General features: G+C 46.7%; 34 protein-coding genes and 1 pseudogene. 3 read left to right on the top strand and 32 right to left on the bottom strand.

Going from position 1 to position 25,098, the window contains the following annotated elements:
- Positions 1-636: 636 nt before the first annotated feature.
- The 4 genes from AC23NW_RS22730 to AC23NW_RS22715 form a co-directional block, all read right to left on the bottom strand.
- Complete coding sequence (locus AC23NW_RS22730; protein WP_487452275.1) at positions 637-2,013, bottom strand: hypothetical protein; 1,377 nt, start codon at positions 2,011-2,013, stop codon at positions 637-639.
- A gap of 25 nt (positions 2,014-2,038) precedes the next feature.
- Complete coding sequence (locus tag AC23NW_RS22725) at positions 2,039-2,845, bottom strand: hypothetical protein (protein ID WP_487452274.1); 807 nt, start codon at positions 2,843-2,845, stop codon at positions 2,039-2,041.
- On the bottom strand, positions 2,842-4,383 hold the full coding sequence (locus tag AC23NW_RS22720) for an AAA family ATPase (RefSeq protein ID WP_487452272.1): 1,542 nt from the start codon (positions 4,381-4,383) through the stop codon (positions 2,842-2,844). The genes AC23NW_RS22725 and AC23NW_RS22720 overlap by 4 nt, the downstream gene beginning before the upstream one ends.
- Before the next feature lie 486 nt (positions 4,384-4,869).
- Positions 4,870-5,091, bottom strand: coding sequence for a hypothetical protein (locus tag AC23NW_RS22715; RefSeq protein WP_487452270.1), 222 nt, complete (start codon positions 5,089-5,091; stop codon positions 4,870-4,872).
- A gap of 31 nt (positions 5,092-5,122) precedes the next feature.
- On the opposite strand from AC23NW_RS22715, the pseudogene AC23NW_RS22710 reads away from it, so the two are divergent.
- Positions 5,123-5,563: pseudogene (locus tag AC23NW_RS22710) on the top strand (RNA-guided endonuclease TnpB family protein); the annotation flags it as partial.
- A 163-nt stretch (positions 5,564-5,726) separates the two neighbouring features.
- On the opposite strand, the gene AC23NW_RS22705 reads toward AC23NW_RS22710, so the two are convergent.
- A complete protein-coding gene (locus AC23NW_RS22705) occupies positions 5,727-7,007 on the bottom strand; it encodes a Y-family DNA polymerase (protein ID WP_487452269.1) in 1,281 nt (426 codons plus the stop codon).
- On the bottom strand, positions 7,004-7,456 hold the full coding sequence (locus AC23NW_RS22700) for a LexA family protein (protein ID WP_487452268.1): 453 nt from the start codon (positions 7,454-7,456) through the stop codon (positions 7,004-7,006). The genes AC23NW_RS22705 and AC23NW_RS22700 overlap by 4 nt, the downstream gene beginning before the upstream one ends.
- A gap of 521 nt (positions 7,457-7,977) precedes the next feature.
- On the opposite strand from AC23NW_RS22700, the gene AC23NW_RS22695 reads away from it, so the two are divergent.
- Positions 7,978-8,424, top strand: coding sequence for a hypothetical protein (locus AC23NW_RS22695; RefSeq protein ID WP_487452267.1), 447 nt, complete (start codon positions 7,978-7,980; stop codon positions 8,422-8,424).
- Here AC23NW_RS22695 and AC23NW_RS22690 read toward each other — a convergent pair.
- The 10 genes from AC23NW_RS22690 to AC23NW_RS22645 all read right to left on the bottom strand — a co-directional run bounded on the left by AC23NW_RS22690 (position 8,364) and on the right by AC23NW_RS22645 (position 13,452).
- Positions 8,364-8,585: a hypothetical protein gene (locus tag AC23NW_RS22690; protein ID WP_487452266.1), complete on the bottom strand. Its 222-nt coding sequence runs from the start codon at positions 8,583-8,585 to the stop codon at positions 8,364-8,366. The genes AC23NW_RS22695 and AC23NW_RS22690 overlap by 61 nt on opposite strands.
- Positions 8,582-8,827, bottom strand: a complete 246-nt coding sequence (locus AC23NW_RS22685; protein WP_487452265.1) for a hypothetical protein — start codon at positions 8,825-8,827, stop codon at positions 8,582-8,584. The genes AC23NW_RS22690 and AC23NW_RS22685 overlap by 4 nt, the downstream gene beginning before the upstream one ends.
- A gap of 235 nt (positions 8,828-9,062) precedes the next feature.
- Complete coding sequence (gene iscB, locus AC23NW_RS22680; protein ID WP_487452417.1) at positions 9,063-10,292, bottom strand: RNA-guided endonuclease IscB; 1,230 nt, start codon at positions 10,290-10,292, stop codon at positions 9,063-9,065.
- A 271-nt stretch (positions 10,293-10,563) separates the two neighbouring features.
- Entirely contained in the window at positions 10,564-10,995 is a 432-nt protein-coding gene (locus AC23NW_RS22675) for a hypothetical protein (RefSeq protein WP_487452263.1), read from the bottom strand.
- A complete protein-coding gene (locus tag AC23NW_RS22670) occupies positions 10,992-11,195 on the bottom strand; it encodes a hypothetical protein (RefSeq protein ID WP_487452262.1) in 204 nt (67 codons plus the stop codon). The genes AC23NW_RS22675 and AC23NW_RS22670 overlap by 4 nt, the downstream gene beginning before the upstream one ends.
- Before the next feature lie 143 nt (positions 11,196-11,338).
- Complete coding sequence (locus AC23NW_RS22665; protein WP_487452416.1) at positions 11,339-11,563, bottom strand: zinc ribbon domain-containing protein; 225 nt, start codon at positions 11,561-11,563, stop codon at positions 11,339-11,341.
- Positions 11,564-11,742: 179 nt separating this feature from the next.
- Positions 11,743-12,300: a hypothetical protein gene (locus AC23NW_RS22660; RefSeq protein ID WP_487452260.1), complete on the bottom strand. Its 558-nt coding sequence runs from the start codon at positions 12,298-12,300 to the stop codon at positions 11,743-11,745.
- A 23-nt stretch (positions 12,301-12,323) separates the two neighbouring features.
- Positions 12,324-12,548: a hypothetical protein gene (locus AC23NW_RS22655; RefSeq protein WP_487452258.1), complete on the bottom strand. Its 225-nt coding sequence runs from the start codon at positions 12,546-12,548 to the stop codon at positions 12,324-12,326.
- Positions 12,545-12,847: a hypothetical protein gene (locus AC23NW_RS22650; protein ID WP_487452257.1), complete on the bottom strand. Its 303-nt coding sequence runs from the start codon at positions 12,845-12,847 to the stop codon at positions 12,545-12,547. Before AC23NW_RS22650 ends, AC23NW_RS22655 begins: the two co-directional genes overlap by 4 nt.
- Positions 12,848-13,209: 362 nt before the next feature.
- Positions 13,210-13,452 carry a hypothetical protein gene (locus AC23NW_RS22645; protein ID WP_487452255.1) on the bottom strand — a complete coding sequence of 81 codons (243 nt, stop codon included), beginning with the start codon at positions 13,450-13,452 and terminating at the stop codon, positions 13,210-13,212.
- Positions 13,453-13,552: 100 nt separating this feature from the next.
- Here AC23NW_RS22645 and AC23NW_RS22640 point away from each other — a divergent pair, with 100 nt between their 5' ends.
- Positions 13,553-13,708 carry a hypothetical protein gene (locus tag AC23NW_RS22640; protein WP_487452253.1) on the top strand — a complete coding sequence of 52 codons (156 nt, stop codon included), beginning with the start codon at positions 13,553-13,555 and terminating at the stop codon, positions 13,706-13,708.
- Positions 13,709-13,798: 90 nt separating this feature from the next.
- Here AC23NW_RS22640 and AC23NW_RS22635 read toward each other — a convergent pair whose 3' ends face one another.
- The 16 genes from AC23NW_RS22635 to AC23NW_RS22560 all read right to left on the bottom strand — a co-directional run bounded on the left by AC23NW_RS22635 (position 13,799) and on the right by AC23NW_RS22560 (position 24,996).
- Entirely contained in the window at positions 13,799-14,014 is a 216-nt protein-coding gene (locus AC23NW_RS22635) for a hypothetical protein (protein ID WP_487452252.1), read from the bottom strand.
- A gap of 160 nt (positions 14,015-14,174) precedes the next feature.
- Positions 14,175-14,522 (bottom strand): hypothetical protein, encoded by a 348-nt coding sequence (locus tag AC23NW_RS22630; RefSeq protein WP_487452251.1) that lies wholly within the window; start codon positions 14,520-14,522, stop codon positions 14,175-14,177.
- Positions 14,523-14,582: 60 nt separating this feature from the next.
- Entirely contained in the window at positions 14,583-15,143 is a 561-nt protein-coding gene (locus AC23NW_RS22625) for a hypothetical protein (protein WP_487452250.1), read from the bottom strand.
- An 11-nt stretch (positions 15,144-15,154) separates the two neighbouring features.
- Complete coding sequence (locus AC23NW_RS22620) at positions 15,155-16,129, bottom strand: DNA methyltransferase family protein (protein WP_487452249.1); 975 nt, start codon at positions 16,127-16,129, stop codon at positions 15,155-15,157.
- Positions 16,129-16,701: a hypothetical protein gene (locus AC23NW_RS22615; protein ID WP_487452247.1), complete on the bottom strand. Its 573-nt coding sequence runs from the start codon at positions 16,699-16,701 to the stop codon at positions 16,129-16,131. The genes AC23NW_RS22620 and AC23NW_RS22615 overlap by 1 nt, the downstream gene beginning before the upstream one ends.
- Before the next feature lie 12 nt (positions 16,702-16,713).
- On the bottom strand, positions 16,714-16,878 hold the full coding sequence (locus tag AC23NW_RS22610; protein ID WP_487452245.1) for a hypothetical protein: 165 nt from the start codon (positions 16,876-16,878) through the stop codon (positions 16,714-16,716).
- Positions 16,875-17,201 (bottom strand): hypothetical protein, encoded by a 327-nt coding sequence (locus AC23NW_RS22605; protein WP_487452243.1) that lies wholly within the window; start codon positions 17,199-17,201, stop codon positions 16,875-16,877. The genes AC23NW_RS22610 and AC23NW_RS22605 overlap by 4 nt, the downstream gene beginning before the upstream one ends.
- 106 nt (positions 17,202-17,307) lie before the next feature.
- Positions 17,308-17,580, bottom strand: coding sequence for a helix-turn-helix domain-containing protein (locus AC23NW_RS22600; RefSeq protein ID WP_487452242.1), 273 nt, complete (start codon positions 17,578-17,580; stop codon positions 17,308-17,310).
- Between the two features lie 40 nt (positions 17,581-17,620).
- The gene (locus tag AC23NW_RS22595) at positions 17,621-18,994 is read right to left on the bottom strand and encodes a replication initiation protein (protein ID WP_487452241.1); all 1,374 of its coding nucleotides are present in this window, start codon (positions 18,992-18,994) and stop codon (positions 17,621-17,623) included.
- Between the two features lie 750 nt (positions 18,995-19,744).
- Positions 19,745-20,305: a hypothetical protein gene (locus tag AC23NW_RS22590; protein ID WP_487452240.1), complete on the bottom strand. Its 561-nt coding sequence runs from the start codon at positions 20,303-20,305 to the stop codon at positions 19,745-19,747.
- Positions 20,305-20,658 carry a hypothetical protein gene (locus AC23NW_RS22585; protein ID WP_487452238.1) on the bottom strand — a complete coding sequence of 118 codons (354 nt, stop codon included), beginning with the start codon at positions 20,656-20,658 and terminating at the stop codon, positions 20,305-20,307. Before AC23NW_RS22585 ends, AC23NW_RS22590 begins: the two co-directional genes overlap by 1 nt.
- A gap of 54 nt (positions 20,659-20,712) precedes the next feature.
- Positions 20,713-21,216: a hypothetical protein gene (locus AC23NW_RS22580; protein WP_487452236.1), complete on the bottom strand. Its 504-nt coding sequence runs from the start codon at positions 21,214-21,216 to the stop codon at positions 20,713-20,715.
- A 484-nt stretch (positions 21,217-21,700) separates the two neighbouring features.
- Positions 21,701-22,549: a hypothetical protein gene (locus AC23NW_RS22575; RefSeq protein ID WP_487452234.1), complete on the bottom strand. Its 849-nt coding sequence runs from the start codon at positions 22,547-22,549 to the stop codon at positions 21,701-21,703.
- A gap of 117 nt (positions 22,550-22,666) precedes the next feature.
- Entirely contained in the window at positions 22,667-22,849 is a 183-nt protein-coding gene (locus tag AC23NW_RS22570; protein WP_487452233.1) for a hypothetical protein, read from the bottom strand.
- Positions 22,850-22,997: 148 nt separating this feature from the next.
- Positions 22,998-23,594, bottom strand: a complete 597-nt coding sequence (locus tag AC23NW_RS22565; protein WP_487452232.1) for a hypothetical protein — start codon at positions 23,592-23,594, stop codon at positions 22,998-23,000.
- 76 nt (positions 23,595-23,670) lie between these two features.
- A complete protein-coding gene (locus AC23NW_RS22560; protein ID WP_487452231.1) occupies positions 23,671-24,996 on the bottom strand; it encodes a hypothetical protein in 1,326 nt (441 codons plus the stop codon).
- Positions 24,997-25,098: the final 102 nt, after the last annotated feature.

The raw sequence follows: 25,098 nt of genomic DNA, 5'->3' as shown, positions 1-25,098 counted from the left end.
ATTCTCACTCTGTCTTTAGGGCACGGCCTGAGTGATTCGGTTTTTTAAGTGTTCGACCAGACCTGTCCGGCAACAGGTTGGCTTTTCGGAATCAAATGTGCAACCCCTGTACTACTCCGTCAGGCATGGAAACGGTACAGCAAATGTCATATCATGGAGGTCAAAGTCAGTCAGTGTTAGCTGCCCCTTCCTGCTGTTATTGTGCTCAAAATGACAGTATTGGTTCTTGTTGTTGCACTATGCAACCCTGCTTAAAATGGATCGGGACAACACTCTCGCTACCTCAATCCTGATCCTGATGCCGATATACCGGTCTGGATTCAACCACTGAACAGGTAGCTGTTCAGGCTATTGCGTTTAGGGAACGAGCTGTATGAAACATTCAATCAGGGTTGAGTTAATACCGAAACTACCTGAAATACAATCCTGTCAGCTTCCCCTGGACCGGTACTGATTGTTGAACAGCATACAGAACCTCAACGGGATAGGGATGGTCAGTCTTCAAATCGTAAGCACAGCGCGAACGCAATCGCTTACCAGGCATGGCGTAGGCTCTGACTACAGTTTGAGTGATTTCACCGTCAACGTCTCCGGATGACGCTTCTGTTTAGTAGAAATATATCCGGAAGACTGCCTTTAGTCAATATCCCACTCAAAGTACTGCGAATTTTCATCGAACACAGACCGGGGATGAATCTTGGGAATATATGATTTTTTGTTCCTTTTCCTACGGTATTCCTCTTCGACTTGCTCATCTGTCTCAATGCCACTTTCATACCGTAAACTGTTAAACTCAAGAATTTCAAGTGTTTTATCCTGAAGTGCCTGCCCGGTCAAATTTTCAGAATTACGAATAATATCCCTCCTTAATCGAATTAACTGCCCGTAGCGAAATTTTCTCCTCGCATCCATTTCTTTTCCATTTGCAAGTAAAACCCGGTTTACTCTACAAAGTAAAAAAAACTCATCGTCTTCCTGTTCAGTCCACAAAGGTATACCGGAAATATCCGTAGACGTTTTAGCAAATAAAGGGCTTGTAACATATAATAATTTAAAATTATACATATCACCATCACTTATTTCCTTATCACCCAGCTTAGCATATAGCTTTTTATAGAGCGTCTCATCCCACTGATCTTTAATTTCATCAAAGAAAGATTCTTCGGGAAAGAATTTCGGGTCAGCAAATCGCCCACGGGATAAGGGATCAGTGTTACACAGCACTACCAACGGATCAATAGCTCTCAGTCTGGACCATGCTGCCATTATTCTTGGATTATAGCCATTATTGGTCTTATACAGCGATAATTCATCAGGATCTGCACCTTCACCCGGGAATGTTCTTCCCATCTCCAGTTCGAGGCGATGAAGCTGTTTTCGCATTAATTCCGTCCACATGAACCGGGATTCCTCAAGGGAAATCACGCCACCCAACTCATTTAAAGTTGAAACGCTGTTTATCTTGTTTTTCAGTGATACGGAAATTTCAGCCTCCCTGTATTGAGCATGCTCGTGTTTTAAGTTGTAGTACTTTTGAAGATCACCCTCACTACCTGCTCCGAATTCAACTACTATTTTATTAAATTCATATTCCCTACGCATTTCGTCTGTGTAGATATAAGCCCGGGGATATGAGGATTCAGCCGAGTCATTTTGAGGATTTATAGCAGCTAACCGGGAGAGCCTTTGTATTAACTCAGGAGCCATGTTACCATCCCATAGACATGTCAGTGAATCATATTCCATTTTTAGTAATATAAACTCATTCATATGCTTACGGGTCCAGTAATATTGTCTCTCTTCAGAAGTAAAAAGAGTATGGAGAAAATAATAGTTATCTGTACATGAAAATTTATGTTCTATAACCTTATCAATTGTATCATAAAGCGCCGGATTACGGGTAGTAAGCTCATCGAAAGCTTTTTTCTCTACAGAAGTGATACAGTTCAGTTCAAGTGCTTTTTTATAGTATGTATACAGAACTTCGTCTAAGGGTGTCCAGGAATAAGGCATAAATACAAAGATTGATTAGTTAAACTTAAGCACGTCTGGCATTTTGAATCTCATGTCTAATCCAGTTTTCAATAATATATCTCCGGAAAGCAAGAAATTCCCTATCAGGATCATTACTGTCAGCTATAAACCTTCTGATTATCGTTTGAATAGCTACTCCCTGTTCTTGTGCCGTGGCATTTTCTACGAAAGCAGACCTTAAATCTCTACGTAAATCATCAAGAATCTTTTTGCGCCTATCCTTGAGATATGTACGAAATATTTTACAAGTTTTTATAGTATAGTCCATTCTGGGATCGTCAGACCTCAGATTACCATCCTGATTAAATATAAGCAATCCGTAAGGGTCAGTAATTTCAGGATTAATCAGGACAGGTTTTTCCTCATCGTCATATATTCCACTTAATGTATTAATCTGATCATCATGTTCTGTTTTATACGATGCCCTGATCCCATTGATCTGAAATTGAACACCCTTATATTCATTACAATAATGGCAGGCACACAGTAAATTATCCCATGAAAAGGCAAGCCAGTAGTACGTTTGCTTGGGTCTGTAATGTTCTACATGAAATGATTCAACTATTTGCTCACAAAATGCACACTTGTAATTGTAAATGTTAATTAACGATTTTTTAATATCTTTCGATTTATATCTGGAATTATAAATCTTAGTATCTATATAAGCAGTTTTCGTAATGAGTTCCTGTCTCCTTTTACCGGTAGTAGAAGCAGTTCTGTGAATCTTTTTCTTGTCAAAAAATTCTTTTTTTGGTGGTCTCAATGATAGCGGTGTAGCAGACATTGAAATATTTTTTACAATCTTTATCATTTTTTAAGCAATTCCTCTTTTAATATAGTATCAACCAGAGTATCAATATCAGAGTCACTGAGAAAAACCTTTCCGTTTTCTTTTTGTCTTTGTAATTCAGCCATGACCCTCTTCTCAACCCTGCTCTGAATGTATGAATCACTTGTATCAACTGCGTCTGCCTCACTGGATACCCTGGCATCTTCTAATCCAAACAGAGGAGAGGTTACCAGCGAATTAAGCATAAGATGATCAAGATCTTTCTTATAATAGGCTTCACTCGAACGGGTACTGCCACTTTCTCGGTCACGATATATCTTGTAAATTACTGCCTCTTCGGATGCCCCCTGGATAATAGTTGGACTATGCGTGGTAAAAATAAACTGAATATTTGGAAAAAAATGCCTTAACTGACTGATAAACTTTCTTTGCCAGATCGGATGAAGGTGCAGCTCTATTTCGTCAACAAGGACCACTCCTTTAAAATCTTCAAGTTTATTTACTAGCGGTTGAGTCTTCTGAAAACGGTAAATTAAATCAGAGATCCAAATCATAATATTTTTATATCCTTCGGATAGCTGACTGAATGTAAGATTAAATCCTTTTTCAACAAACCGCACCTCGTTTATCGAAACTTTTATTTCAACGTTGTTTTCTAAAAGATTACTAAAAAGATTTATCAAAGTGTCAAGCGGAATAAATTCCGGCTTTAAGTATCTGCCATTCAATTCTGTATCTCTATTAGCTATTTTTTCTAAGCTAAAAGAATACGAATCTCTTAATAATCTTTCAGGGCTAAATAGTTGTAAATCAGTATCATATAAAGTCATGAATCCGTATTGTTCATATTTTTCACTGTTATACCTGCCACGATGAACCCCATAGGCATAAAAATTTTGCAAGAAAACCAATTTTTCCCCACCATAACTTGTACCATTAGTGTCCCTGGCATTAAAAATAAGATATTTATTTTCCTTTAAAATATCCCTTATTTTACCCGTATGTTCAAAAGTATACCTCTGATCAATATATCTGCCATTAAATGCCAGATGAAGTGCCATTAATACTAAAGATTTACCATCACCGTTTTCTCCCAAAAAATATACTTCTTTTGCTCCGTTTATTCCATCTAGATTAATATGATCAATTGAGTAAAATCTTTTGACATTTAAAGATTTAATATAAGAATAATTCTCATCTTGTATCTTTACTATAATTTTTTGAAGTTTTATATTACTTTTAAAAATGTTCCCCAAATTAATTAACAATTCGGACTTATATTTATAAACTATATAATTGTCCAGATTTAATTGCTCATTACTACTTATATAGTCCGTTAACTCTTTATCGTTTCCTGAATATATTTCCGTAAAAACAGGAATTTCTATCTTTAATAAATCCTTATCCTCATTTACAAAATTAATATACCGGTCCTTAACTTTAATATACATTCTGGACTCTTTATCCTCGTAAAGTTCAAAAGCAATACTCCATCCTTCACGGTCGAGAAGACTGTTTGCATATTTTTTTAGTTCGGTAATAAGATTTTGGATTTGCATGGCTGTATATATTAATTTTTCCTTTGTAATAAAAGTGTTAGAAACAAGAAATAATTGTTAGTTCAAACACTGTATTACTGATTTAACCGTTACATGGCACTGCTTTCTAAAAATGCAGCATTTGGTTGAATCGTTTTTATCTTATTGATCGTTTCTGACCAATTTTACTTTTCAGGTCAGCACCGACTGACAAAACCCGGTAGCCTCACCGGTTTTTGTGGTAAGACTTCAAGAGTCCCTGAAACCGGTCATTGTCCTTAGCTCGGTTTACTATATGCCCTCATTGTCTCCGTTGTAGAACTTTTTAATCATGGCAATATATGAAAACATAAAATTGATAGCATATAAATACTTCTGTTCATAACAATAGTAATGCAAAACAACGAATAACTGAAGAAGAATCAATCTTGTTAAGCAGACTGCGGGTTCACTTTTCAAATCTGCCTCACGACACTTGTAGTCAAAAAAACTGTGTTGAGGCACGAATCAATTCAGGTTGGCCAAAATGGAATAAGGCGTATCGCTGGGTTGGTTTGAGGGCTGGTCGTTGATGCCGAATACCTTGTGCAGTAACAGTTTCAGCGTTTCTTCAGTCAAGCTATCCCTGGTTTGCTGAGTCGTTGACGAGTCCTGGGGATCGTCGGTGGCAGATGGGTTCTTTATCAGCGACAGGGAGAAAGTCCCGGATTTGGCCTGAAGTCTTAACATCCGGTAGTAACGGTTATCCAGTACAGGGTATCAGAAGCAGAAGTTAGTCGTTGCTAAGCTCCATGAGCGGGTAGCCAATCAGCGAAAAGATTTCCTGCACAAAACATCAACTGAGATAGTCAATCAGTATGATACGGTTGTGCTGGAAGATTTGCATATCAAAGGCATGATTCGCAACCGCCACCTCAGCCGGGCTATTACAGATGTGGGCTGGTCGATGTTTGAGCGCTTTGTCCGCTACAAATGCGAATGGCAGGGCAAGCACTTCGTACAGATTGGCCGCTTCGAGCCTTCATCCCGAATGTGTTCAGGCTGTGGCCACCTAAAGGACGAACTGAGTCTATCCCAACGGGAATGGACGTGTGAAACGTGTCAGACCAAACACGATAGAGACCGTAATGCGGCCATCAACATTCGCAACATGGGTCTTTTGAAACTATTTCCGGGCGGGGACTCGCCCGTTGCAAGCTAAGACAAGCCAATAGGCTATATCTTTTGCAAGAATCCTCGATCATTTATGACGGGGAATAGTCAAGGTATTGAGTATATTCTGCGGCACGACAAGTTCTCCGGATACTAAGAGATACTCACCGAAAAGCCCGGCAACCATCGACCAGGCTTTTCGGTGAGTATCATCAAGACACGTTGAGAATATGCTCCCATTTAGTCGTATACTGCGGCGACATGAATTGCTGCCGGTGCTTCCAGGTGGGATCGTAGCCGGCGCTGGCCACGCGCACACGGTCACGGCCGAAACGTTCATTCAGTTTGTCCATTGCCTGAGAGGCCTTAAGCTGACGTTCGTCCGGTGGGTTCGTAAAGAAACTGCCCTGCTGAAAGTTAAGCGGAACAAAACCTGTCAGAATAACTCCGATCTTCTGATAATTATAGCCGAAGGCATAAATGGATTTCAGGGCTTCCTGCGCATAGACAATCAGCTCAGATGTGCTGGCCGAAGGATGGGGCAGCTCCACTGTCCGTGAATTATAATACTGCTTTGCCGGCAAACCGTTATGAGCAGTGCGGTGACGGTTTGTATGAACAAAGATAGTCATAACGCCGGCTGCTGTTTTCTGCTTTCTGAGTTTTTCAGCTGCTCTGCCAATGTAAGTTGAAAGGGCTTCCGACATGGTTTCCAGGTCCGGAACCATCCGTCCAAAGGAGGGAGCCACGCAGATGGCCTTTTTGGGGGCTGCTTCCGTTTCAATCATCTTACAAGGCGTTCCCCGCAGCTCATAGGCCATACGCAGGCCATTCACCGTCAGGTTATCGGAAATCCAGTCATCAGGCAGGTTCCTGAATTGCAGGGCCGTCCGGATCTGATTATGCTTAAGAAAGGCTGCATACCGGTGGCCAATCCCCCAGAGATCAGAAATATCATAACTATCCAGCGCGTTGAGTATCTTCTCGTCGGTATCGAGCAGATGCACGCCCTGATGCTCCGGATTCAGCTTGGCCAGCTTATTGGCGATTTTGGCCAGTGTTTTTGTCGGTGCAATACCAACGCTGGTAGGTATCCGTTGCCACCGGAGGACGGTACTCCGGATCTCTTTTGCCAGTGTTGTCAGATCCGGATAAGCAGATTCATAGCCGTACAGATTCAGGAAGGCTTCGTCGATGCTATAGACTTCAACATCTTCAACAAAACGGCCGAGGGTGGACATGATCCGGGCCGACATATCACCGTAAAGCGTGTAGTTACTGCTGAAAACCGAAATATCGTGACGGTCAATTAATTCCTTCAACTGAAAATAGGGGGTCCCCATTTTAATGCCGAGCGCTTTGGCTTCGTTGGAGCGGGCAATGGCACAGCCATCGTTATTACTCAGCACAATGACCGGCTTGTTTTCCAGTGACGGATTGAAGCTTCGCTCACAGCTTACGTAGAAATTATTGCAATCCAAAAGAGCGATCATACCGGCTTATGGATCACAAAGGTAACCACACCAAAAACACGGAAATCGTCGCCAGGGTGCACGTAAATCGGCTCGTATTTGGTATTGGAGGGCATCAGGATCACCATGTCGCCGGCGTAATGGATGCGCTTCACCGTATGGCCGCCGCTGTACCAGGCGATGACGATTTTGCCGTCCACTGCTTCGCGGGAACTATCCACAACCAGTACATCACCCGCTTCAATCCGGTCGCCGATCATAGAATCCGACGTTACCCGCACAAAGTAGGTGGATTCGGCGTTAGTCACGCACAGATCATTGAGATCGCAGACCTTTTCCAGATAGTTGTCGGCCGGACTGGGAAAGCCGGCCTGGACATAGGACGAGAAAAAAGGTATTTCGTAGCGTGTTTCAATACTGGCCTTGACAATATCGGCCGGATCGACATAATCTGAAATAGCTGTCATCATGCAGGATTTTACTGCTATGATAGCTATTAAAAGAAACTAAAGCAACGCAGGGCAGATGATATGATTGTTTTTTGATTGAACCCGGCGAGTTCGTCACCGATCCCGCCTGTGGTCAAAGCCGTGTCTGATGTTTTCACATCACACGGTTCCTCTGTGTAGTGGTGTCTGTCATTCACACCTCACTATTGACCCGTTACGGGGCCGATTTTGTGTCATGGCAGTGCAAGTACTATTTTTTGTGACCGCTGGAGTCGTTGCCCCAACGCACAGGCCTTTTTCCCCTTTGGGAAAGTTGCCACGATCCCTCCCCAGCCTAAAGGGTCTCCTCGCGGGTTTAGGCTGAATGTAGTTTGGTCAACCACAAAAGTAGGGCTTAGCACTACTTGCCTTTTTTTATGAGAAAGCCCTGCATTAAGTATTCAGAGCTTAAATTTGAAAAAGCATTAAGGGCTGAATATCAAAAAGTATTGGGGTCGCGATTCTCAATTCGCGAATCGCAAATACTCCAGCAACTGTACCTAATGAAAAACAAACTATACCCCGTTATTCAACTGGACTGGCAGGGGAATGATCGTATTCGTACATTATGTGAGCGGATCGTAGACTACGTGGACAGTCATCCCGAGACTGTTGAACCGATCACCTTCGAACGACTGGCTACAGTGACGGAAGGGACGTTCACGATTGTTGAACTCTTACAGGCCACGCAATACCTGAGTGGAGAACGGTGCCAGCTACTGGAATACGAATTCGCCTTTCGGGAGGAAGACCTGACCTATACCTACACCCGACAGGAGTTTACTGAACGCTACCAATCCGGCGATTTCCGGCATCCGTTAACGGGCGTACCTATGTCCCAGTCCGACTGGAAAAAGGTCGTATTTCCGGTGTTCAGGGTTGGGGCCGCTTACCGCTCCGGCCCGTCGCCCAGTAACCCACTTTCTTCATCGGCAGCGGTGGCCATATAGTCGGCTACCATCGGTTTATACCGGGTCGCTATTTCTTGGTTTACGCGCTGTAGTGCCTCGGGATCGTTTATATCATCCCGGGCCGCACGGATAAACCGGTCATAAAGTTTGTCGGGCACCCGGTAAATCAATCCGGAGTGGCAGTAAACAATTGTCTTCATGATTTTTGGGTTAGAACCTCCCGGAAATTTTCACCGAAAAGTTCGGTCAGCCGTCTTTCGTTTTCAACCGCCTGAGCGATCCGCTCTTTCAGGTGCTGCACCAGGCCGACCCGGCAACAGGTTGGCTTTTCGGGGTCAAACGTGCAAAGATCGTCGTCCGTCTTGACGTTTTTGCAGCAACCAAAAACACCCATCCAATCGGCCAACGTTTCAGACAGGTCTTCTACAGTTTCTATCGTCATAATGGTCCAAACGGGGTTTAAAGAATATTATTTGGAACTGATTTCGCCGGATAGAGAAAGTGATTCTCCAGTGAGAAAATACCAATAGTTTTGCAACTGGTCAAGATAAATCAGTCGTTCATCACTCACTGGAAAATCTACAGTACCCGGACCTAAAATCCATGAAATGAAAGCGAAGGGACACCCTTGTTTACAGGGGTGGTGAATCGCCGGTAAGTGGTGATTAAGTTATTGACTAATTGAAATAGGCATATCCGTCCTGGCGGTGGATGCGTCGGAGGTACTTGGGGTGCAGTTCGACGCGGACTCCCCGGGCATTGCATAGCACAAAGCTGGGGCGGTGGCGAATGGTGATCCGGCCCCGATGCGTCCCAGCATACTTCCCGACGGGCACCTTAGCTTCACCTATATCACCGGTTTGGTAGCCCATAAATGATTTGGCTCGTGGCCGGTAGCGAATAGGAAAACCGTATTTATCGGTGCGACACATCTGGCGCGATCCGTGACCGGTAGCCGTAATCCGCAAGGGCTTCAGACATTCCAAAAGAAAGACCTTCTCTCCCGAATCGCCCACACAGGCGGCATCTATCCAGTGGGCCTTCTGGTAGCCCTGCTCGGTACGGTTGTACTTGGTGCGGCCTCCGCTCCCTGTTTCGATGGGTAGGCCCAGGGTGGCTAATTCGTCCACGATCCGATACCGGGTGGCGTTGACGGCGGCTGCATCAGCTAAGGGCCGGGCGGCTCTGGCCGTAAGCTGAGGATGCCCGAACTCGGCGGCTGTGCGACTCCCTTTCTTCTGATTGCAGGGCTGACAAGCTAACGTCAGGTTGTTGACACTGTTGGAACCTCCACGGCTTCTGGGGTGCATGTGTTCGACCTGCAAGGGAACGTCCTTTTTACCACAGTAGGCACACTGGCGGTTCCATTTCTCCAAAAGGTACTCCCGCACTTCGTAGCCCTGTAACGTACCCTGTTGGTACTCGACCCCTTCGATCTCAGGATTCCGCAGCTTCTGCGTATCGAAGCGTACCCGTTCGACCGACAGGCCCGAAAGGGGTGTCAATATCTTCAGCCTCTTGGCCCACGTCTGCACGTTCAGGACGCGGCTGAGGGTTGAAGGGGGTAGCCAGCCCATTGGCCGTTTTCGATTGAGAAAACGCGGCTTGCGGTAGCGGGTCTTGCGATTCCGTCGGCCCCGTCGCAAGGCGCGTCGGCTCTCCAGACTGGCGCGAATGGCTTTGCCCCGGTGGGTGAGTTCAGCGGCCCAGACCACGCGGTTTCCTCGCTTTCCGGTGACAACAATAGCCATGCCGGTGGTCTGACTGCCGGGGTCGATCTTGAGGGCCACTGGCTGCGTACCGTCCGTGGTGGGCTGGCGGAGGATGATGGTAAACGGGTAGCGACGAAACACAGCCGCTTTGCCCTCGCGCATCAATTCTCTGGCTCTGGCCGGATGGCAGGGCATCAACGGGGTTTTGTCGGTAGCCAGCACGAAGACTCGATTCTGCATAAAAAGTACCCGTTACCGGGCGATTATCCCTTTACAGGGTTGAAGTTTACCTGAACAAGGTTAGAGCCGCTTGTTGGGACAACGACACTCGATCTGCCCAGATCGTGTTTAATCGCTGTCGATAGAGCGTCAGGCTGGTAATGCACCCAACGGTATCTTGACGGTACTAACGTAGCCCTCTGGGGCTTAGTTGGGTCAGCAAGGCTCTTTCACAAGCCTACCCCCGTTAGGGGGTGGGTCGCTGACGTTCGGCTTCGATATTCGGCTTGAAACCGCCACTCCAGATATTCGAGTAGTCGCTTCGGTTCCCGTTATAGGGGTTGAAGACCGTCTGGCTCTTGCCCTTCTCGTCCACATAAATCAGCCCCCAGTTAGGGGGTAGGTCGGTCTCCCGGATCAGGTCTGTCGGACAGCAATAAAAGCGGTAGGTTCCCATCCCCAGTTGGGGTTGTTGCCGAAAGGGCTTTCGTTTATCAGCTAGAAAATCGCTCCGCGAAACTTTACACTCGACCAGCACGGACATGCCTGAGCCAAACCCCAGCACATCCGGGTACTCCCCGTTGGTAGCCGCCGTGGTCAACTCCCGGACAGCCATTCCACAGGAAGTGGCCTTTAAAACCCAGCGGTAGGCCGACTGGACTAATTCTTGATGCGTCACGGCTGTAGAAGATTAAAGCTTATTTCGGCCTCACTGATTACTGCGTTCCAGGCCTCGGCTTTGCTACGACCGTGCTGATAGGCATCCAGCGCCAGTTTCTTAATGGCTTCAATGGTTTCGGCCTCCGTGTTGGGATCGAGGGGGCCGATTTTGGTTATCAGGTCAGCGATAATGGTCGTTGCCCGGTCGTGTAGACTCATCAGTCACAGTTTTTAAGGTTGAAATAGTCTTTCCAGTGCCAGAAACCCCATTCCCGTCGCCGTTTGCCCATCAGTACCAGCGTGATCGCTTTCCCGGGCCTTCCGTCGCGGTCGTTGTGGAGTTCGACTTGAAGTACTCCTTGCTAAAGCGTGGGAGATTCCTGGGCTACCACCTCCATAGGCGTGTATCTCTCCCAAGCTGACACGGCACCTCCTGCCGCCGGGAGGCCGGCCCCCTTATTCTTGATATTCTGTGCTGCATTCACATCCCGGTCATGGTGACGGCCACACTGAGGGCAAACCCACTCCCGTACTGAGAGCGTCAGGTCTGTTTTGCGATAGCCACACCCCGAGCAGGTTCTCGATATAACCGCGCCAGAGCACCAGCGTCAGAAAATCCCAGGGGTGATCGTGCCAATCGGGAAAGTCTGACCGATGGAATACATGGAGGCATAGCTGCCAGCTTCTTGCCTTGATTAGGACGTACCTCGTTAGATAGGGCAGAGCGGGAAAATCGCCCTCCCTGCCTGACCAGCCGTAAATGATCTTAGTCAGCATACGCCTTGGTTTGGTCGCCTGTTTCAAACAGACCAATGAACTCCCGGTAAACCGCAATCAGAGTTTTAGGTCGAAAATCCGTGTACAGCATAGGCCGTTCCAACGGCTCTCCATCGACCGATTCGACCCGGTATGAGCCTTCAGCGGTCAGACCCACAATCCGCACGTAGTTATAGGCATACGCGGGTTTGTCGCAAACGGGTACGTCAAGGGTCAAGTCCTGCCCGTTGGCCGCTTCGATGATGGCCGCTTGAACGGTGTCCAGTATGCCCGGCAGGGTGTCCAGTTCGTCCAGAAACCCTTCGCGGTGCTGCACTCCCAAGAGAACGGCCAGTGACAACGGCTCTCCAAGCGTTCCCGATTGACTGGCCCGGCGGATGAATTCTTCCTGTTGGGGCCGAAAACTGGCTATCAGTTCGTTGGCCGTTGGCCCGACGACATCCTTGTTCTGCTCTTTTATGTCATCCCAGAGGAGTTTGAATTCCCCGGGGGACATCGCGGCTAAGCGGCTCCGGAACGTGTTCAGCATGGTTGATTCTCGGTTCATGGGCTTGTTGTATGTTAAGCGGTTTAAGCCGCTAATACCGGGAATGAGTGACTGTATGGCTCTTTGTCGGAACCTGTTTCGCTTACATGAATCGACGCGGTTACGGCTTCCGAATCATCGGCAGTGAGACCAACGCCCTCGATGAGGTGTTGGAGCGTTAGCCCGATCTGATCAATTATGGTGGGTTCCTGGCCGGTAATGTCGTCGGTGAATTCGAGTTCAACGGTGAGTGAAAGGGTCGTTTTCATGAGATTAGAGTTGGGGTTAGTGGTTGATTGGGGTCGATGATCTCTGAACCGACTCCCAGAATAGACGACAAATCAATCTGATACCGCTCGTCGGCCAAATCCCAGCTTTGATCGGGGCCAATGGTGCCGGTGATCTGGCCCGAAAACTCGTCAGTAATCGTAACCTGAACCGACTGACTGGCCAGCGTCAACGCCTTGGCGAACCCCGCCAGATAGAGTTGTTCCGGTGTTGCGCCGGGATGCTGACGGATATATTCCTCGGCCAGCCGTTGACTTCGTGTTGTTGTCGTCTCTTCCATCAGTATAAAAATACAATCTTTGTCTACGACTTACAATGCTAATAATCAGGGCTTTATCCTTTTCATCTCCCGATTGATTCAGGCAGTTTGGCGTACAGGCCGGTTTTACTTATTTAATCAATTAAACATTAGATATATATCATATCAATACATGCTGTCTTTAGACGATAATACGGGTAAAAAGGAGCGAATAACCGCCCAAAATGGCCCCAATGATCATGTATAACGGTTTTAATCTCAGCCATAAGATATAAAACAATATATTTATACCTGACTTACGAGTCGTTGATTATTTCCCATATACTTATCAATCTCCGTTTTTAAGAAAAATGAAAAAGATCGTTTATTGTTTACTGATGGCGTTACTGGTTTTCTCCTGCCAACAGGATAAAGTAACCGCGCTCGTGCCCATGCAGGTGCCGTCGCAGGTACTCACGAATGAATTTATTGAGAGTCATCTGCCCTCCTCGTTCCGGGCTGATCTCGGCAAAAAAAGGAATACATGAGATTCCGTTGTCGGCGCTCAGTGCGCGGGATCGGTCGCGGTTGGTGTCGATGTTGAAGGTCAAGCCCGGATTGGTTCGCACGAATGCAGGATCAGCCACGGTGAAGGCCCGGCTTGGAGGCTGTGGCAGTAGTTAAGAGACGACCTGGTTCTATGGTCGGTTCTGTATTACCATTGATCTGAGTTCGCTTGGTGCCGGCATGAGTACGGTGTGTCTATGCCTTTACGCGCACCAGCTTCAGGTATGGGACTATACGGACTGTTACGACAAGGCCAATACCGGATTTTTGGTGGTCGATACCCTGGATTACCGCATTGAGGTGTGCGATAACCCGGCTCCAGTGATTTACCAGTAAAGCAGGGGTAGGTGTGGCCTGATTACCCTTTGATTGTGGAACCAGAAGAATGTGAAGGGCTGCTCCCGGTGGGGGTAGCCCTTTCTGGTATCAGGACGGAGTGGCCCGGTCAAGCAGGTAAAAGCACAACGGTGCCCACTGATCGCGTCCGCGTCGGTAGGATGCAGCCAAGCCCTGCTTCTCCAGCGAACGCATCGCTGACACAACGGCCACCCGGGAGGTGTTTAGTCCCCACGACAGTTCGTTCACCGACTGGCCCCCTTTCTGGGTCAGTCGTTCGACGCATTTTTTCTGAAACTCGGTCATGACACTCGATCTGCTAAGAATTATTCGTTTTAGGAACGCTTAGGGCTTTTGTAGTTCTTCCAGATAGCTTTCCCAGGGGTACAGGCAGTCCCCTGTGGTCCTGGGGAAGCTCCTGCATTTTTTGGGGTATCGGCGGTATGCTAATCGTTAATTCCATTAGTTATTGCCCTTGATCGAGGGTATTGGGTTTTGGTTGCATCGTTAGTTTTCCCATCCCGTTGTTCAGGCTGATATGAAGGGGATTGGTCAACACAAAGGTCCGGTAACCCCGTTTCTGAGGCACTTCATCTCCGGTGACAAACTGGAGCTTGCCAACCACGCATCGACCCGTCAAGGTATTCAGGGGTGGTTCGATGGGAAGTATGCAGGTTGATAGGCCGTCCGGCAAATCACGGGCATCGGTAAAGAAAAAATAGGCCGTCGGGTTGGTCTCCATTTTAATAAATTCCTGTACGTTCAGGAAAAAAGAAATGGCTACCTCGGGCAAATAGGGGATTGTGGTTGTCATAAATCAAAAGAAACGCCATCCGCGTCGTTTAGGCTACAGAGATCAGCCTGTTGAGCAAAATTAACCGATCCGAAGATCATCGAGTGTCGTGAGCGGTAATCCCCGTTCGGTCAGGGCCGCATCCAGGTAATAACCTATCGACTCCCGTACATCCGTGTCTGTTATCTCCGGAAACCGGAGGCTATATTGGGCGACTTCCTGCCGAAGGTAGGCCAGTGCGGGTTCCCGGTCGCCTTTCTGAAGGATTTGCTCACAAACCCGTCTCAGCAAGTCCGTAACGGCGGCATTGGCCTCCGTACTGAACAGATTATCAATCTCGATGGTCTCGACCTGCATCGGCTCATACAGCCCGTTTACATTACCAATAAAGAGCAGGAAATTACCGCAATCCGCCAGATACTCCCGGATCAGGTCCGGGTTTTTATCCCGAAGCGCTAAGAGTAATTTAGCTTTGTGGTATTCCAGTTCGACCAGCATTTCCGGAAGGGTGCCCCACGATTCCCAGTTGCCCTTCCGGGCGTTCTGATGTAGCTGGGTCTGCATGTCCCGGGCGAACCAGGCGACTTTGGGATGGATGGCAGGCGTACCGGAATCCGGCGTTGGGGGTAATGGAGAATCCATGCGTTTTTCGATTAAAAAAGACAAAACTGACCGTGACGGGATATTCGGGGCTGATCGGACGGTGGGGGGCTGGCTGCTGCCGGTGGGGCTTGCCGGACCGGAATAGGCGTGGTGCCGGTCGCGCCTTTGTGCCGGTGGAACCGCACCTCAGCCGGTGTCTCCTCAAGGCTGACCGGCTCTCCGCTCCGTCGGGCCGATACGATACAGGTATCTGCACTCGTACCGGACGATTTAAAGCTGTTTTTGGGCAGCGGAATAATGTTTCCATCCACAAGTCCATCCAGCAATCCCGGCTCCTGTTCGGCTTTCTGGGGTAGTACACACACGATCCGGCCTCCCGGTGCCAGATGGCGCACCATTTTCCGGAAATGGGTCAACCACTGGTTACCCGTAAAGGGTGGGTTGGCCAGAATGATGTCGTACTGCTGTTCCTCACTCAACTGCAAAAAGTCGGTGCCTACGCGTTCATAGCCCATTTCCCGGGGGACTCTGTTTTCCAGGCATACGTAATTGAATTCATCGAGTTCACACAGATGCACCGTTGATTTGGGAAGAAACTCGATACCTGTCCGGGATTCATTCAGACGTAACAGACCCGTGTAGAGCAGAATGTTCATCAGGATATTCCCGCGCCCGGCACTCGGTTCCAGAATGCGTTTTCCGTGCCAGAAATCAGAGCCGGTCGGTAAACAGTCGATCATCTGCTTGACGACCGGATGCGGAGTCGGGAAGTACTGGGTTAGCTGCTTCCACGAAATCCCCCGGTCGAGAATGAGTTGCAGAGCAGGGAGGGGATTGGCCGAAAAGAAAAAGCCTTTCCGTTTCCATTGCCCACCCAGATCCGTCAGCATCAGCTTGAATTTGGGGTAGTCCTCTACCTCGTAGTCCGGCGTATGCAGCCAGTACCCGTTTCCCTTGCTGTCCTTCTCCAGACGACAATCGGCAAGGGTCTGGCGGATAAATGCCTTTTTCGATTCGGTAACCATTAGCGACGAACGGTTATAGTGACCGTGGCCAGTGGCGTTCTGTCCGAATCCATCAGCGTAAACAGCAGATCGCCGGTTTGCTCCTGCCGCGTAACGCGACACGAATAAGGGGCCAACAAATCGACATTGCTCAACCCTTCGAGTTCCTGACGGCTCACCGTTTGGGTAAAACACAGCTTGTACTGGCCCGAAATCACCCACAACAACTTCTTAGACGACTGGTAAAATACGTTCAGCGCCGGAAACGACGCATAGTTAGTCTGGTTCTCTATGCGGGGTTCCCAGATGCGGCCATTGAAGGAAATATAGGCCAGCGGAGTACCGTTGACCAGACTGACCTGCCCACCTGACCAGTTGCCGCCACCCAGTTCGTTTTCGTCGATAAAATTCCGGCAAACCGTTACGGCCTCCCCCAGAGACCGAACCAATACCTTCTGATTTTTCACGCCCGGCAGCGGGCGGTCTGGATGCTGGCCAAAGTCAGGGTTGCCGACAGAAGCAAGCTGCACCATCAGCAGAAACGGGGCCGTATTCGCCGTTTTGGGGTTGAGAGTGTACAGGGTAGTCGTCATGACTGGGAGGGGTTAGGCATTGAATGATAGGGCGTAAAGGCGCTGGTAGTCAGCTTGGGCCATCACCCGGTCGAGTTTGCTGAAGGCAATCCCGTTGTTTGCACATAAATTACGGATGAACTGCGGGTAGGTGGGCGTAGTGGCGGTTGCCTTGGGCGGACGGTTGCTGGCGTTCATTGGACTACTGATTTTTTTAATCGTTTCCCAAGCTGCCATAGATAAGCCTCCTCGATACTGTGTTTGTCAGCGTATTTGCGGTATTCGGTGAAGGCCTCGTCACTGAGGTACATAGCCAGCCCGAAACACGCTTCCTGGTCGGCCAGCAGGCGGGGATACCGCTTTTGTATTTCCTTGAGAATGTACGCCTTGGCGTCTAACTCCCGGCTTCTTAATTGAGCACGCTGGATGTAACCCGGCACTATGCCATGATGGCGGTCGATCTTTCCGATACCCTCCCGCTGAGCATAGCGTAGGGTCCCTTGTGAAACCTCAGCATTCATCGTTCTATGGTTCCGGATTACGCCCCGGATGCGGCTTATTTGGTTAATCAAAGATAGAAAAACCGGGGAGCTTCGGCAACCCATTGCGGACATCACGACGCCTTTTCTATCCCACTTGATTTTTTCGTATGGCTAAGTCCCAATCCTGGTCGAATAGATTTCGTAAGTCAATGGTTAAAGCCTTGGCTACCAGTGCAATATTAATTAGGCTGGGATTGGTGACTCCCCTCTCTATACGGCTTATCTGACTATAGTCAAGCCCCGAGTGATAGGCTAAGTCTTCCATTGTCATTTGCTTTTCTTGCCTGATTTGCCGAATACGCTGGCCAAACTGTTTTAGCAGGTGGATGTCGCGTCTGTATTTATAATCTCTTGGCATTTGGTATATTTAATCTGAGTTCATGCCATTAATGAGCGGCCTAGAATGGTGAAGCTTGAATTGTTTGCCACCTGCCATTGACCAGGGCAATCTTTTGTTGTCGGTTTGCAGCAACCCACTCGATGAATAATTCCGTTTCTGCGATGCCTGCCTCTTTAGTAAGTTCCATGCCTAATGAAATTCTCATCTGCTGGGGATTCAACTTACCATCGTTATCATAGTACATTGGTTTGATGGCGGGTGCTTTTTTTATCTCTTCATTGATGTAGGCAATGAAGGCAAATTTATCGGTATCAGATGCTTCGCTGCCTTTCCGCTCGTAATAATCTGAAAGGAACAGTGGGAATTCGTCGGTAAGCCACTTCCTGATTTCGGTATCTTCCCGCTGGAGTCTGCGTTTTTCTGCTTCCTCCCATGCTTTTGCATTCTTGCGTTGGCTGAGTCCGCTTCCCAGCCCGTTTTTAAGTCCGGACTGGACATAGGCCAGGATACTTCGAATCTGAATGCCTTTCTTTTTCTCCTGCTGGGCATATATCAGCACATCCATCAGGTCGCTTTCCTCGACCCCTGATTTCTCGACAAAGGCGTCGATCTCTGCGTCGGTCAGGGAAGCATCAATCTCTTTGAAGAGGGTATGGACGGGGGAGGGTTGGGTGTCAACAATGATAATGGGTTGGATGGGAAGTTGTTCGACAGGAGGGGGGCTGGTTATTTCCACCCCTTGATCGTTATTGTTTGAATGGATCAAAAATCGCAATCTCACAACGGATTTGCCTTCGCGGATTTCTTCATAATCAAAAGAAATATCCGTTGTTTTAGCAAGTTCCCGTTTGGCAACCTCCAGCACAGCACTCTTAAAATCAGCATATCGGGCGTATTTGCCTTCCAGGTTCAGAATGTCCTTTAGCCCCTGCACTGTAAATTCACGATACTTTATCTTCTCATACTGTTTAAGTAGTTCATAGAGCCGGACGGTATTGTAGGAGCGTAGTGAAATAATGTGACGGATGTCATATTGGGTGAATGCTTCCTTTAGATTCAGCAGAAAGGGTTTTAGCTTCGGATCAAAGGATAATTCGACATAACTCCTGCCTGCTACGTATTCGGCGCTACTGATGTAACCAATCACCAGAAAGCTGCCATCGGGCTGAACTTGTTTGAATTGTTTTTTAGCCAGACCCTCAGCTACCTGCCGAAGAAGACCGTGATTGCCGTGGCCTTTCAACCCAACCAGATCCATAAACTTCTTTACTTCGATCCGGTATGTTTTGAAATCCTCATCGTCTTTTTCGATCTGGGCAACCATACTCAGAAAAACCCGTGCTTCTGCGAGGCCCAGTGTATGGCGAAAATTCAGAAACTGATTGCTTTGTACGACAAGATGTGGGTTACTATTCTTCTTTTTCGTCGCCATGTCATGTTACGAGAGAAACGGGGTGAACGTAGAGAGATTTAGGCTATTTAGTTCCAAAATGATATTTTAACATAACAGTAATGCGTGAACAAAAAATACTATAGTACTGTAAATTAATAAGTTAGGTAAATTTTGAGCCGTTTTGCAGTTCCTAAATACCCTTTTTCTCTCCACGTTAGGGAAAATGGCTTAAGACCTATATCTAAAATGGCTCGTTTATTCAAAAAATCAAATATAAACTCATAAAAAGTCAATTAAAGCGGCTGTTAACCTCTTAAAATGCCTTATTCAGTCCCCAAATGTATCTATTTCTGTCCTTTTTCTCTCCACGGTTACCCTTTTTCTCTCCACGGTAATCCCGTTTTTCCCGGAATTAACCCTGTTTCTCTCTACGTTGATCCCTTTTTTCTCTATGTTAATCCTGTTTCTCTCTACGTTGATCCCTTTTCTCTCTATGTTAGTATACTTAATGTATTGTATATCAATAAGTTGTTCTAACTGAAAACATTTTAAAACGTAAAAAACAACACAACACCTTAAACCGGAAATACCTATTGTGTGTGAGACGTTTTTTTTACAATAGGTCACTGATTGCTGCCTACCGGTTGCTAATAACTTTCCTTAAATCCCCCCTTTGCGCGCCCCCCCCCTTTAATGGTTTTCATTTTGGGGCAATTCTGATCTGGCAACACCTTGATTTACTGATCTATTCTCCTGGAAAGATCAGTCATAACTTCACACGTCAAATGCCTAATACTGGACATGATAGTATTTTTGGGCAATGGTCTTGTTCAGTCCGAAATCACAGATGACCGGTTTCCCATTACGCATTCCCCAGGATGATTCCTCGGAAATATCAAAGGGTTCCATATCAAACCTTTCGATAAACCGGGTCAACTTGAGAAAAAATGCGTTTTTCCAGGTGTGGGAGCCGAACCGGAGACAAAAGAAAAAATTGCCGGCATCATGCCTCAGCCAGTCTTCGAATTGATCGAGATCAAGGGGGGAAACGCGTTCCTGGATTATCCAGTGACCCGCCGGGTGGGCCGCTACGACCTGGGCCAGAAATTCGCGTGGCTCCCCATCCTGACAGACCTGCCACTCCAGACGATTTTGGGCGATTCCCTTTTTATTCCGGGCAACTTTCAGAACAAAGCCATCATTGAGGGCAAACACACGACGGCCCGAACCCTGACCAACCCGGCTGAAGTGGCCCGAAAGCGTGGACATCTTCAGCCGGGTATTGGGTTGACTCTCCAGACTTTTCAGAATGGACCAAAACGGCTCCTTGTTTAGGTCTACCCCGTGCATCAGGAAAAGAGGGTGAGGGGTTGTGCGGTCTGTACCAGGTCGGCAAAATTCAACCGCTTTGTCGAATGAACAGGAGCCGGGGTATAGTCTCCGGCGATCTTGTAGAAGGTGATGACAAACAAGGCCGAATCAATGTAAATGTCCTCCTTGTTGTGGCTGGGGCGAATGTTCACCTTTTCCGGTTTACACCGTGAGTAGGTTTGATTGGCCAGCGCAAACTGATGGCTGAGGTGTTCATACACCATCTGAGGGTCTTCCACCGTTTTCTTCTCGATGTCTTTGACTGTTTTTTCAAGGTACTTTTGCAGACTGTTGGTGGCTCTCCAGGAGGAGGTAATTTTTGCGAAATACATGGCGTTAGGGGGATATGGGCTATAAATCCGGTTTTCTGAATGGATGAATACGATTTAAAAGGTGGGGTCACTGTATTCCCGGGCAACGCCAAAAACAATACTGATTTTGCTGAATTTTTGGGCGGCTCTGGTTTTTCCCGCAACCAGTTGCAGACTGCCGGGGGTATCGCCCCACAACTCGGCCTGTAAGGCTTCGTCGCTATTAAACTGGTGCTCGTTAGCCTCGATCCAGGTGGCAAAGGATTTGGTGAAGGCCACGTGATGATGAACCTGATACCAGCCGTTTTTACGATACTCGATCTGCATCCGTTCGCCCGTCAGCTCTGTCAGATCATACGTCTGATCCTCACTGATTCCGTTGCTATCAGTGCGTTTGGCATCATACCGTTGCAGGGTTGCTTTCAGGCCGTCGTCACTAACCTCCGTCACCAGATAGGCATGACGGTCGCTATACAGGAGTAGGGTTGCTCCCTGCCCCTTTTCGGGCCGGGTCTGATTATTACCGTAGATGTAATTGACCAGACTGCCGGTAGTAACTCCGGCGATAGAGGTCTGCACGGGAAGGGGGGAAACTGCGGGGGGCATAGCGATGGCTCTTTCTGATTTTGTTTCTATAAAGATACCACGGAAACCTCCGCTAATGAATACGTAAACTATTGATAGACATCTTTTTATGCCCTGTTGATTGATAATTTCTATTTTTTTCTTTTCGCTTTTTGTCAACCTTCCCCTTGATTCGGTTCAGAAGTACGATGGGATTCCGGGGGCGTTTTCTGGTTCTTGGCTTTGGGTGAATTGACAATAAAAAAGGCGCGAGGAACCTTGCGGAACCTCGCACCTAAGATCAGCCGACTATCGGCTTATGGCATACCAGTACGAGATAGCGGCCTGGGACCGGCTCTTATAGGTGTGGCCACAGCGCCGACATCGGCAAACAATTGAATCGCCTTTACGCTCAATGGCTTCGACCGCCCTCCATAAGAGTAGCTCAGGCGGGTAATTGGCGCGACGATAGGCTGTATTATGCTGGTCGTAACACCGTTTACAGCGAAGCGAGTGGCGAGGTTTGGAGCGTCCCATGCGTTTTTTTGGGGGATCGTTTGGGTTTGGGTTCGACAAACCCGAATGGAATATTCTCGTTCAGGTGATCGTATTCATTGCCACAGCGGCCTTTGATATTATACCCTACATCCCGAATCCAGATGGGGGTAAGCAGGTTACGCAGAAAACACCTCAGCGTCCGCAGGGCATGGCGGGTCTGGCTGTTACTGTACACATAGCCGTACTTTTCGGTAAACTGGGCATAATTAATGCCAATGACCTCCCCGTTGTAGTTCTCAACATAGTCCATCCAGACCCGAAGTTTTTCGGTTTCAAAGCGTTCATTGGTCCAGGTCTCGTCAATGCCTTCCCGCTGACAGAACTCGTTCCACAATCGTTCCTGAATGGCGATATTCTCCGGCTCCTTACTCGGATCGGTCAAATCGACCAGCAGGTGTTTCTTTCGCCGGGCTTCGCGCCACGTCCGAACGGTATAGGGGGACCGGAAGGAATAGGTGCGGAAATTACGCCGGGCCAGCGGATTTTCCTTCGTACCGTCTCCAAACATCAGTACCTGAACCCAGCACGAATTCATCTGAATGCTGACAGTATATCTTTTGACCCGAAATACCCACTCCCCAACATTGCGGCCTTTCTCGCCGTTCCGGGGTGGCCCGAACCGGTTGCAGAGATAAAAGAAGGCACTGAAATACATATCCTCGGTAAAGGTCGTATCGTCCTGATTCGGTTCGTACCCCCAGGCTTCGGCAATGACCTCCCGGATCAGTTCATTGCCCTGAAAGATATTGAACTGAGCCGGGGTATTGTTTTTTCGTTTCTTCTTGGGCATAATGAATGGAAATTAATTGCACCAGCCGATATGGGCATTGTCCAGCACAAATACAGGTAGCTCGGGTTGACCAGAATGTTCATGTGCCCCGGGCTGAGTCTGGTCAACAAGGCTCTTTCACAAGCCTACCTTCTTCAGGAGGTGGGTAGCTGACAAATCGTTTAGTATTCGGCTTGCTCCCTTGTATCCGCAGGCGCGGTATCGTCCCGGCGTGAACGAATGGCGCTTTACGGGGGAGTATTGTAAAGCGCCGGTTGGCTGTTCCTCTGTCACGTCGAGGATAAACATGGCATCTTTCATCGCCGGTCTTTAAGGTTTATTAAAGATACCAACTTACGCGAAAAACTACAATGGAATGCTGTCTGATTTAAACTCTTTATCTCCCTTTTGATTATTGTTTATTTGGCAGTATTTGTTATGGGCCGAATTAATATTTCCTAATTAGAAACTAAGCAAAACATTCTCCGTTGCACTGAAAGCAAATCCCATTCTGAACGTGCTCATATTGCGGTAGGTAACCGCTTCCGTTGCACTTATCACATAGGGTTAAATAGCGACATTCAGTTTTGCTATTATTACTATAAACAGGTATTTTTTCATGTTGATGAATATGGGCATGACAAAGGTGGCAAAGAAATTGAAGATCCTCCTGTGGATATTGCCAGGGTAGTCTGCCCGAAATATAGTAAGTATGATGAACATGCCCGATTCGGGGTTCTTCCATTTTAATACGTTTCAATACCTCAATAGTATAAATGCCAACTATTTCTCCAAAGTGATATATTTCTTTTTCAACCTCAACAAATACTTCTATTATTGGTACATCCAGAATTGATCTCTTTTTGGTTTTTGGGTCTTTTACGTACATTAGCTTATACCCATCATTACATCTTTTATTACAGTGCTGACAAGTATTTTTTTCTCTTCGCTGTACACTATTTCTGAATTGTTTCCACTCATGAGTTTTCAGTAATATAGTGTAAGGAATTGCTGACGAATCTGTATATTCTAAAAGTATATCTGCTAATGAGTTAAATGTATGCATCAGTTAACGCTATAGGTTTAATATATTACAAAAGAGCATACGGACAGCAATATACTGCCTGTATGCTCTTTTGTGGTTAAAATGTAGAGTATCCCTTAGGAATTATTAATTCAAATTGGCCTATACAAGCTGAACCTGCTGGTTTACCGATTCCGAGCAATTTAAGTTGTTTACTTTTGGGAATCGAACTATTTGTTACCTCTATTTTTTCCTTAGAAAACGTACTACCCATTATGTAATAATTACAATCGGGGTTTTTGGCATCCAGTTGAACCATAAAAGGCTGACCATATTGCAAATCAATTGGGTCACTGTTCTTTTTAACTGTCTTCGTGCCGAATTCACGACAGTGGAGGATGAATGTATAATTCAATTCATTTTCCCCGTCATACTTTAAACTGAGATCTACCACCCGACGGCCCTCGCTAAACACTGTTTGTACATTGCTAACCCAACGGCATTGTCCGGAACAAGCATCTTTCACTATATCAATAACCTGAAAATCAGGGACACGTACTGTTTTTTTGTAGTAGCATGGTTTATCCGTACTACATTCCCCTTTTTTATAGGTAACAGATTCGTTCCGCAGTAAGGGTGCTTCAGTGGTTTCTAAGATCTGCTCAGTAACTGTAACTGTAGCAGCTACAATCGGCATCAGAATTACGTCAAATGATGTCTTATATTCTGATGTGTCATCTTTAATAATCCCTTTTTTCTTGATTCTTGTTTTAACTGTCACAGGAACAGTTACAATTGAATCTTTCTTGAAACGATTAATTATCAGGTTGTTCGGGATCTTGATAATCATTCCACGCCGTATAGTAGGATCAAGATTTTTATCCTCAAGCTTTGTTGTGCCAATATACACCTCAGACGTATAGCTGTAATCGCTGTTATTCAGACCAAAACCAATACCAGTTATTTTGATGGTATAATCTGAATTTTTATACAGAAATGTGTTTCCTATAATTGAACTGATATAATATTGAGAAGAACGATCCAGTATTTTAATTTTTTGTGTAAGAACCATTAAATCAAGGTTAACCAATTCCGTTAACTCGTATGCTTTGCCTGACATATTGTTTGTTTCAGTAATAATCTCATTCAAACTTGAAAAGAGGTTCTGCTCACGTGGACTGAGATCATCAAAAATTTGCCGGCGATTTTTGTCAAAATAATAAACAAGATTTTGTGATGCTACATGGAGTTCATTACCACCACTAGTAATTAATGCATTGCCTGCTTCTTGGCCTTCACGTATTAAACGGGATGAAGTCTTCTCAAAATCATCAAGAATATTTTTGACCTTGCGGCCAATTAACGGAACTGTTACAACGGATTGGCTATAGGTTAACTGTGGAATTGCTGCCAGCAAAAATGCCAGAATAAAGAACGTTTTCATACTACAGAAGTTGTTGAGTTTTAGTTAAACATAGTACGTCGAGACCCTGTTAATAGATAGATTAATCAGGTAATAGTAAGAGCAACCCAAAGTACGTTTCAT

Source organism: Arsenicibacter sp. R0_47 (genome assembly GCF_057652235.1).
This window is presented reverse-complemented; position numbering and strand designations above follow the sequence as displayed.

Excerpts from the sequence above, each read along its gene's own strand:
- AC23NW_RS22730 (WP_487452275.1), bottom strand. The coding sequence starts at position 2,013 with ATGCCTTATTCCTGGACACCCTTAGACGAAGTTCTGTATACATACTAT.
- AC23NW_RS22725 (WP_487452274.1), bottom strand. The coding sequence starts at position 2,845 with ATGATAAAGATTGTAAAAAATATTTCAATGTCTGCTACACCGCTATCA.
- AC23NW_RS22720 (WP_487452272.1), bottom strand. The coding sequence starts at position 4,383 with ATGCAAATCCAAAATCTTATTACCGAACTAAAAAAATATGCAAACAGT.
- AC23NW_RS22715 (WP_487452270.1), bottom strand. The coding sequence starts at position 5,091 with ATGTTAAGACTTCAGGCCAAATCCGGGACTTTCTCCCTGTCGCTGATA.
- AC23NW_RS22705 (WP_487452269.1), bottom strand. The coding sequence starts at position 7,007 with ATGATCGCTCTTTTGGATTGCAATAATTTCTACGTAAGCTGTGAGCGA.
- AC23NW_RS22700 (WP_487452268.1), bottom strand. The coding sequence starts at position 7,456 with ATGATGACAGCTATTTCAGATTATGTCGATCCGGCCGATATTGTCAAG.
- AC23NW_RS22695 (WP_487452267.1), top strand. The coding sequence starts at position 7,978 with ATGAAAAACAAACTATACCCCGTTATTCAACTGGACTGGCAGGGGAAT.
- AC23NW_RS22690 (WP_487452266.1), bottom strand. The coding sequence starts at position 8,585 with ATGAAGACAATTGTTTACTGCCACTCCGGATTGATTTACCGGGTGCCC.
- AC23NW_RS22685 (WP_487452265.1), bottom strand. The coding sequence starts at position 8,827 with ATGACGATAGAAACTGTAGAAGACCTGTCTGAAACGTTGGCCGATTGG.
- iscB (WP_487452417.1), bottom strand. The coding sequence starts at position 10,292 with ATGCCCTGCCATCCGGCCAGAGCCAGAGAATTGATGCGCGAGGGCAAA.
- AC23NW_RS22670 (WP_487452262.1), bottom strand. The coding sequence starts at position 11,195 with ATGAGTCTACACGACCGGGCAACGACCATTATCGCTGACCTGATAACC.
- AC23NW_RS22660 (WP_487452260.1), bottom strand. The coding sequence starts at position 12,300 with ATGAACCGAGAATCAACCATGCTGAACACGTTCCGGAGCCGCTTAGCC.
- AC23NW_RS22655 (WP_487452258.1), bottom strand. The coding sequence starts at position 12,548 with ATGAAAACGACCCTTTCACTCACCGTTGAACTCGAATTCACCGACGAC.
- AC23NW_RS22650 (WP_487452257.1), bottom strand. The coding sequence starts at position 12,847 with ATGGAAGAGACGACAACAACACGAAGTCAACGGCTGGCCGAGGAATAT.
- AC23NW_RS22640 (WP_487452253.1), top strand. The coding sequence starts at position 13,553 with ATGAGTACGGTGTGTCTATGCCTTTACGCGCACCAGCTTCAGGTATGG.
- AC23NW_RS22635 (WP_487452252.1), bottom strand. The coding sequence starts at position 14,014 with ATGACCGAGTTTCAGAAAAAATGCGTCGAACGACTGACCCAGAAAGGG.
- AC23NW_RS22630 (WP_487452251.1), bottom strand. The coding sequence starts at position 14,522 with ATGACAACCACAATCCCCTATTTGCCCGAGGTAGCCATTTCTTTTTTC.
- AC23NW_RS22625 (WP_487452250.1), bottom strand. The coding sequence starts at position 15,143 with ATGGATTCTCCATTACCCCCAACGCCGGATTCCGGTACGCCTGCCATC.
- AC23NW_RS22620 (WP_487452249.1), bottom strand. The coding sequence starts at position 16,129 with ATGGTTACCGAATCGAAAAAGGCATTTATCCGCCAGACCCTTGCCGAT.
- AC23NW_RS22615 (WP_487452247.1), bottom strand. The coding sequence starts at position 16,701 with ATGACGACTACCCTGTACACTCTCAACCCCAAAACGGCGAATACGGCC.
- AC23NW_RS22610 (WP_487452245.1), bottom strand. The coding sequence starts at position 16,878 with ATGAACGCCAGCAACCGTCCGCCCAAGGCAACCGCCACTACGCCCACC.
- AC23NW_RS22605 (WP_487452243.1), bottom strand. The coding sequence starts at position 17,201 with ATGAATGCTGAGGTTTCACAAGGGACCCTACGCTATGCTCAGCGGGAG.
- AC23NW_RS22600 (WP_487452242.1), bottom strand. The coding sequence starts at position 17,580 with ATGCCAAGAGATTATAAATACAGACGCGACATCCACCTGCTAAAACAG.
- AC23NW_RS22595 (WP_487452241.1), bottom strand. The coding sequence starts at position 18,994 with ATGGCGACGAAAAAGAAGAATAGTAACCCACATCTTGTCGTACAAAGC.
- AC23NW_RS22590 (WP_487452240.1), bottom strand. The coding sequence starts at position 20,305 with ATGCACGGGGTAGACCTAAACAAGGAGCCGTTTTGGTCCATTCTGAAA.
- AC23NW_RS22585 (WP_487452238.1), bottom strand. The coding sequence starts at position 20,658 with ATGTATTTCGCAAAAATTACCTCCTCCTGGAGAGCCACCAACAGTCTG.
- AC23NW_RS22575 (WP_487452234.1), bottom strand. The coding sequence starts at position 22,549 with ATGCCCAAGAAGAAACGAAAAAACAATACCCCGGCTCAGTTCAATATC.
- AC23NW_RS22570 (WP_487452233.1), bottom strand. The coding sequence starts at position 22,849 with ATGAAAGATGCCATGTTTATCCTCGACGTGACAGAGGAACAGCCAACC.
- AC23NW_RS22565 (WP_487452232.1), bottom strand. The coding sequence starts at position 23,594 with ATGCATACATTTAACTCATTAGCAGATATACTTTTAGAATATACAGAT.
- AC23NW_RS22560 (WP_487452231.1), bottom strand. The coding sequence starts at position 24,996 with ATGAAAACGTTCTTTATTCTGGCATTTTTGCTGGCAGCAATTCCACAG.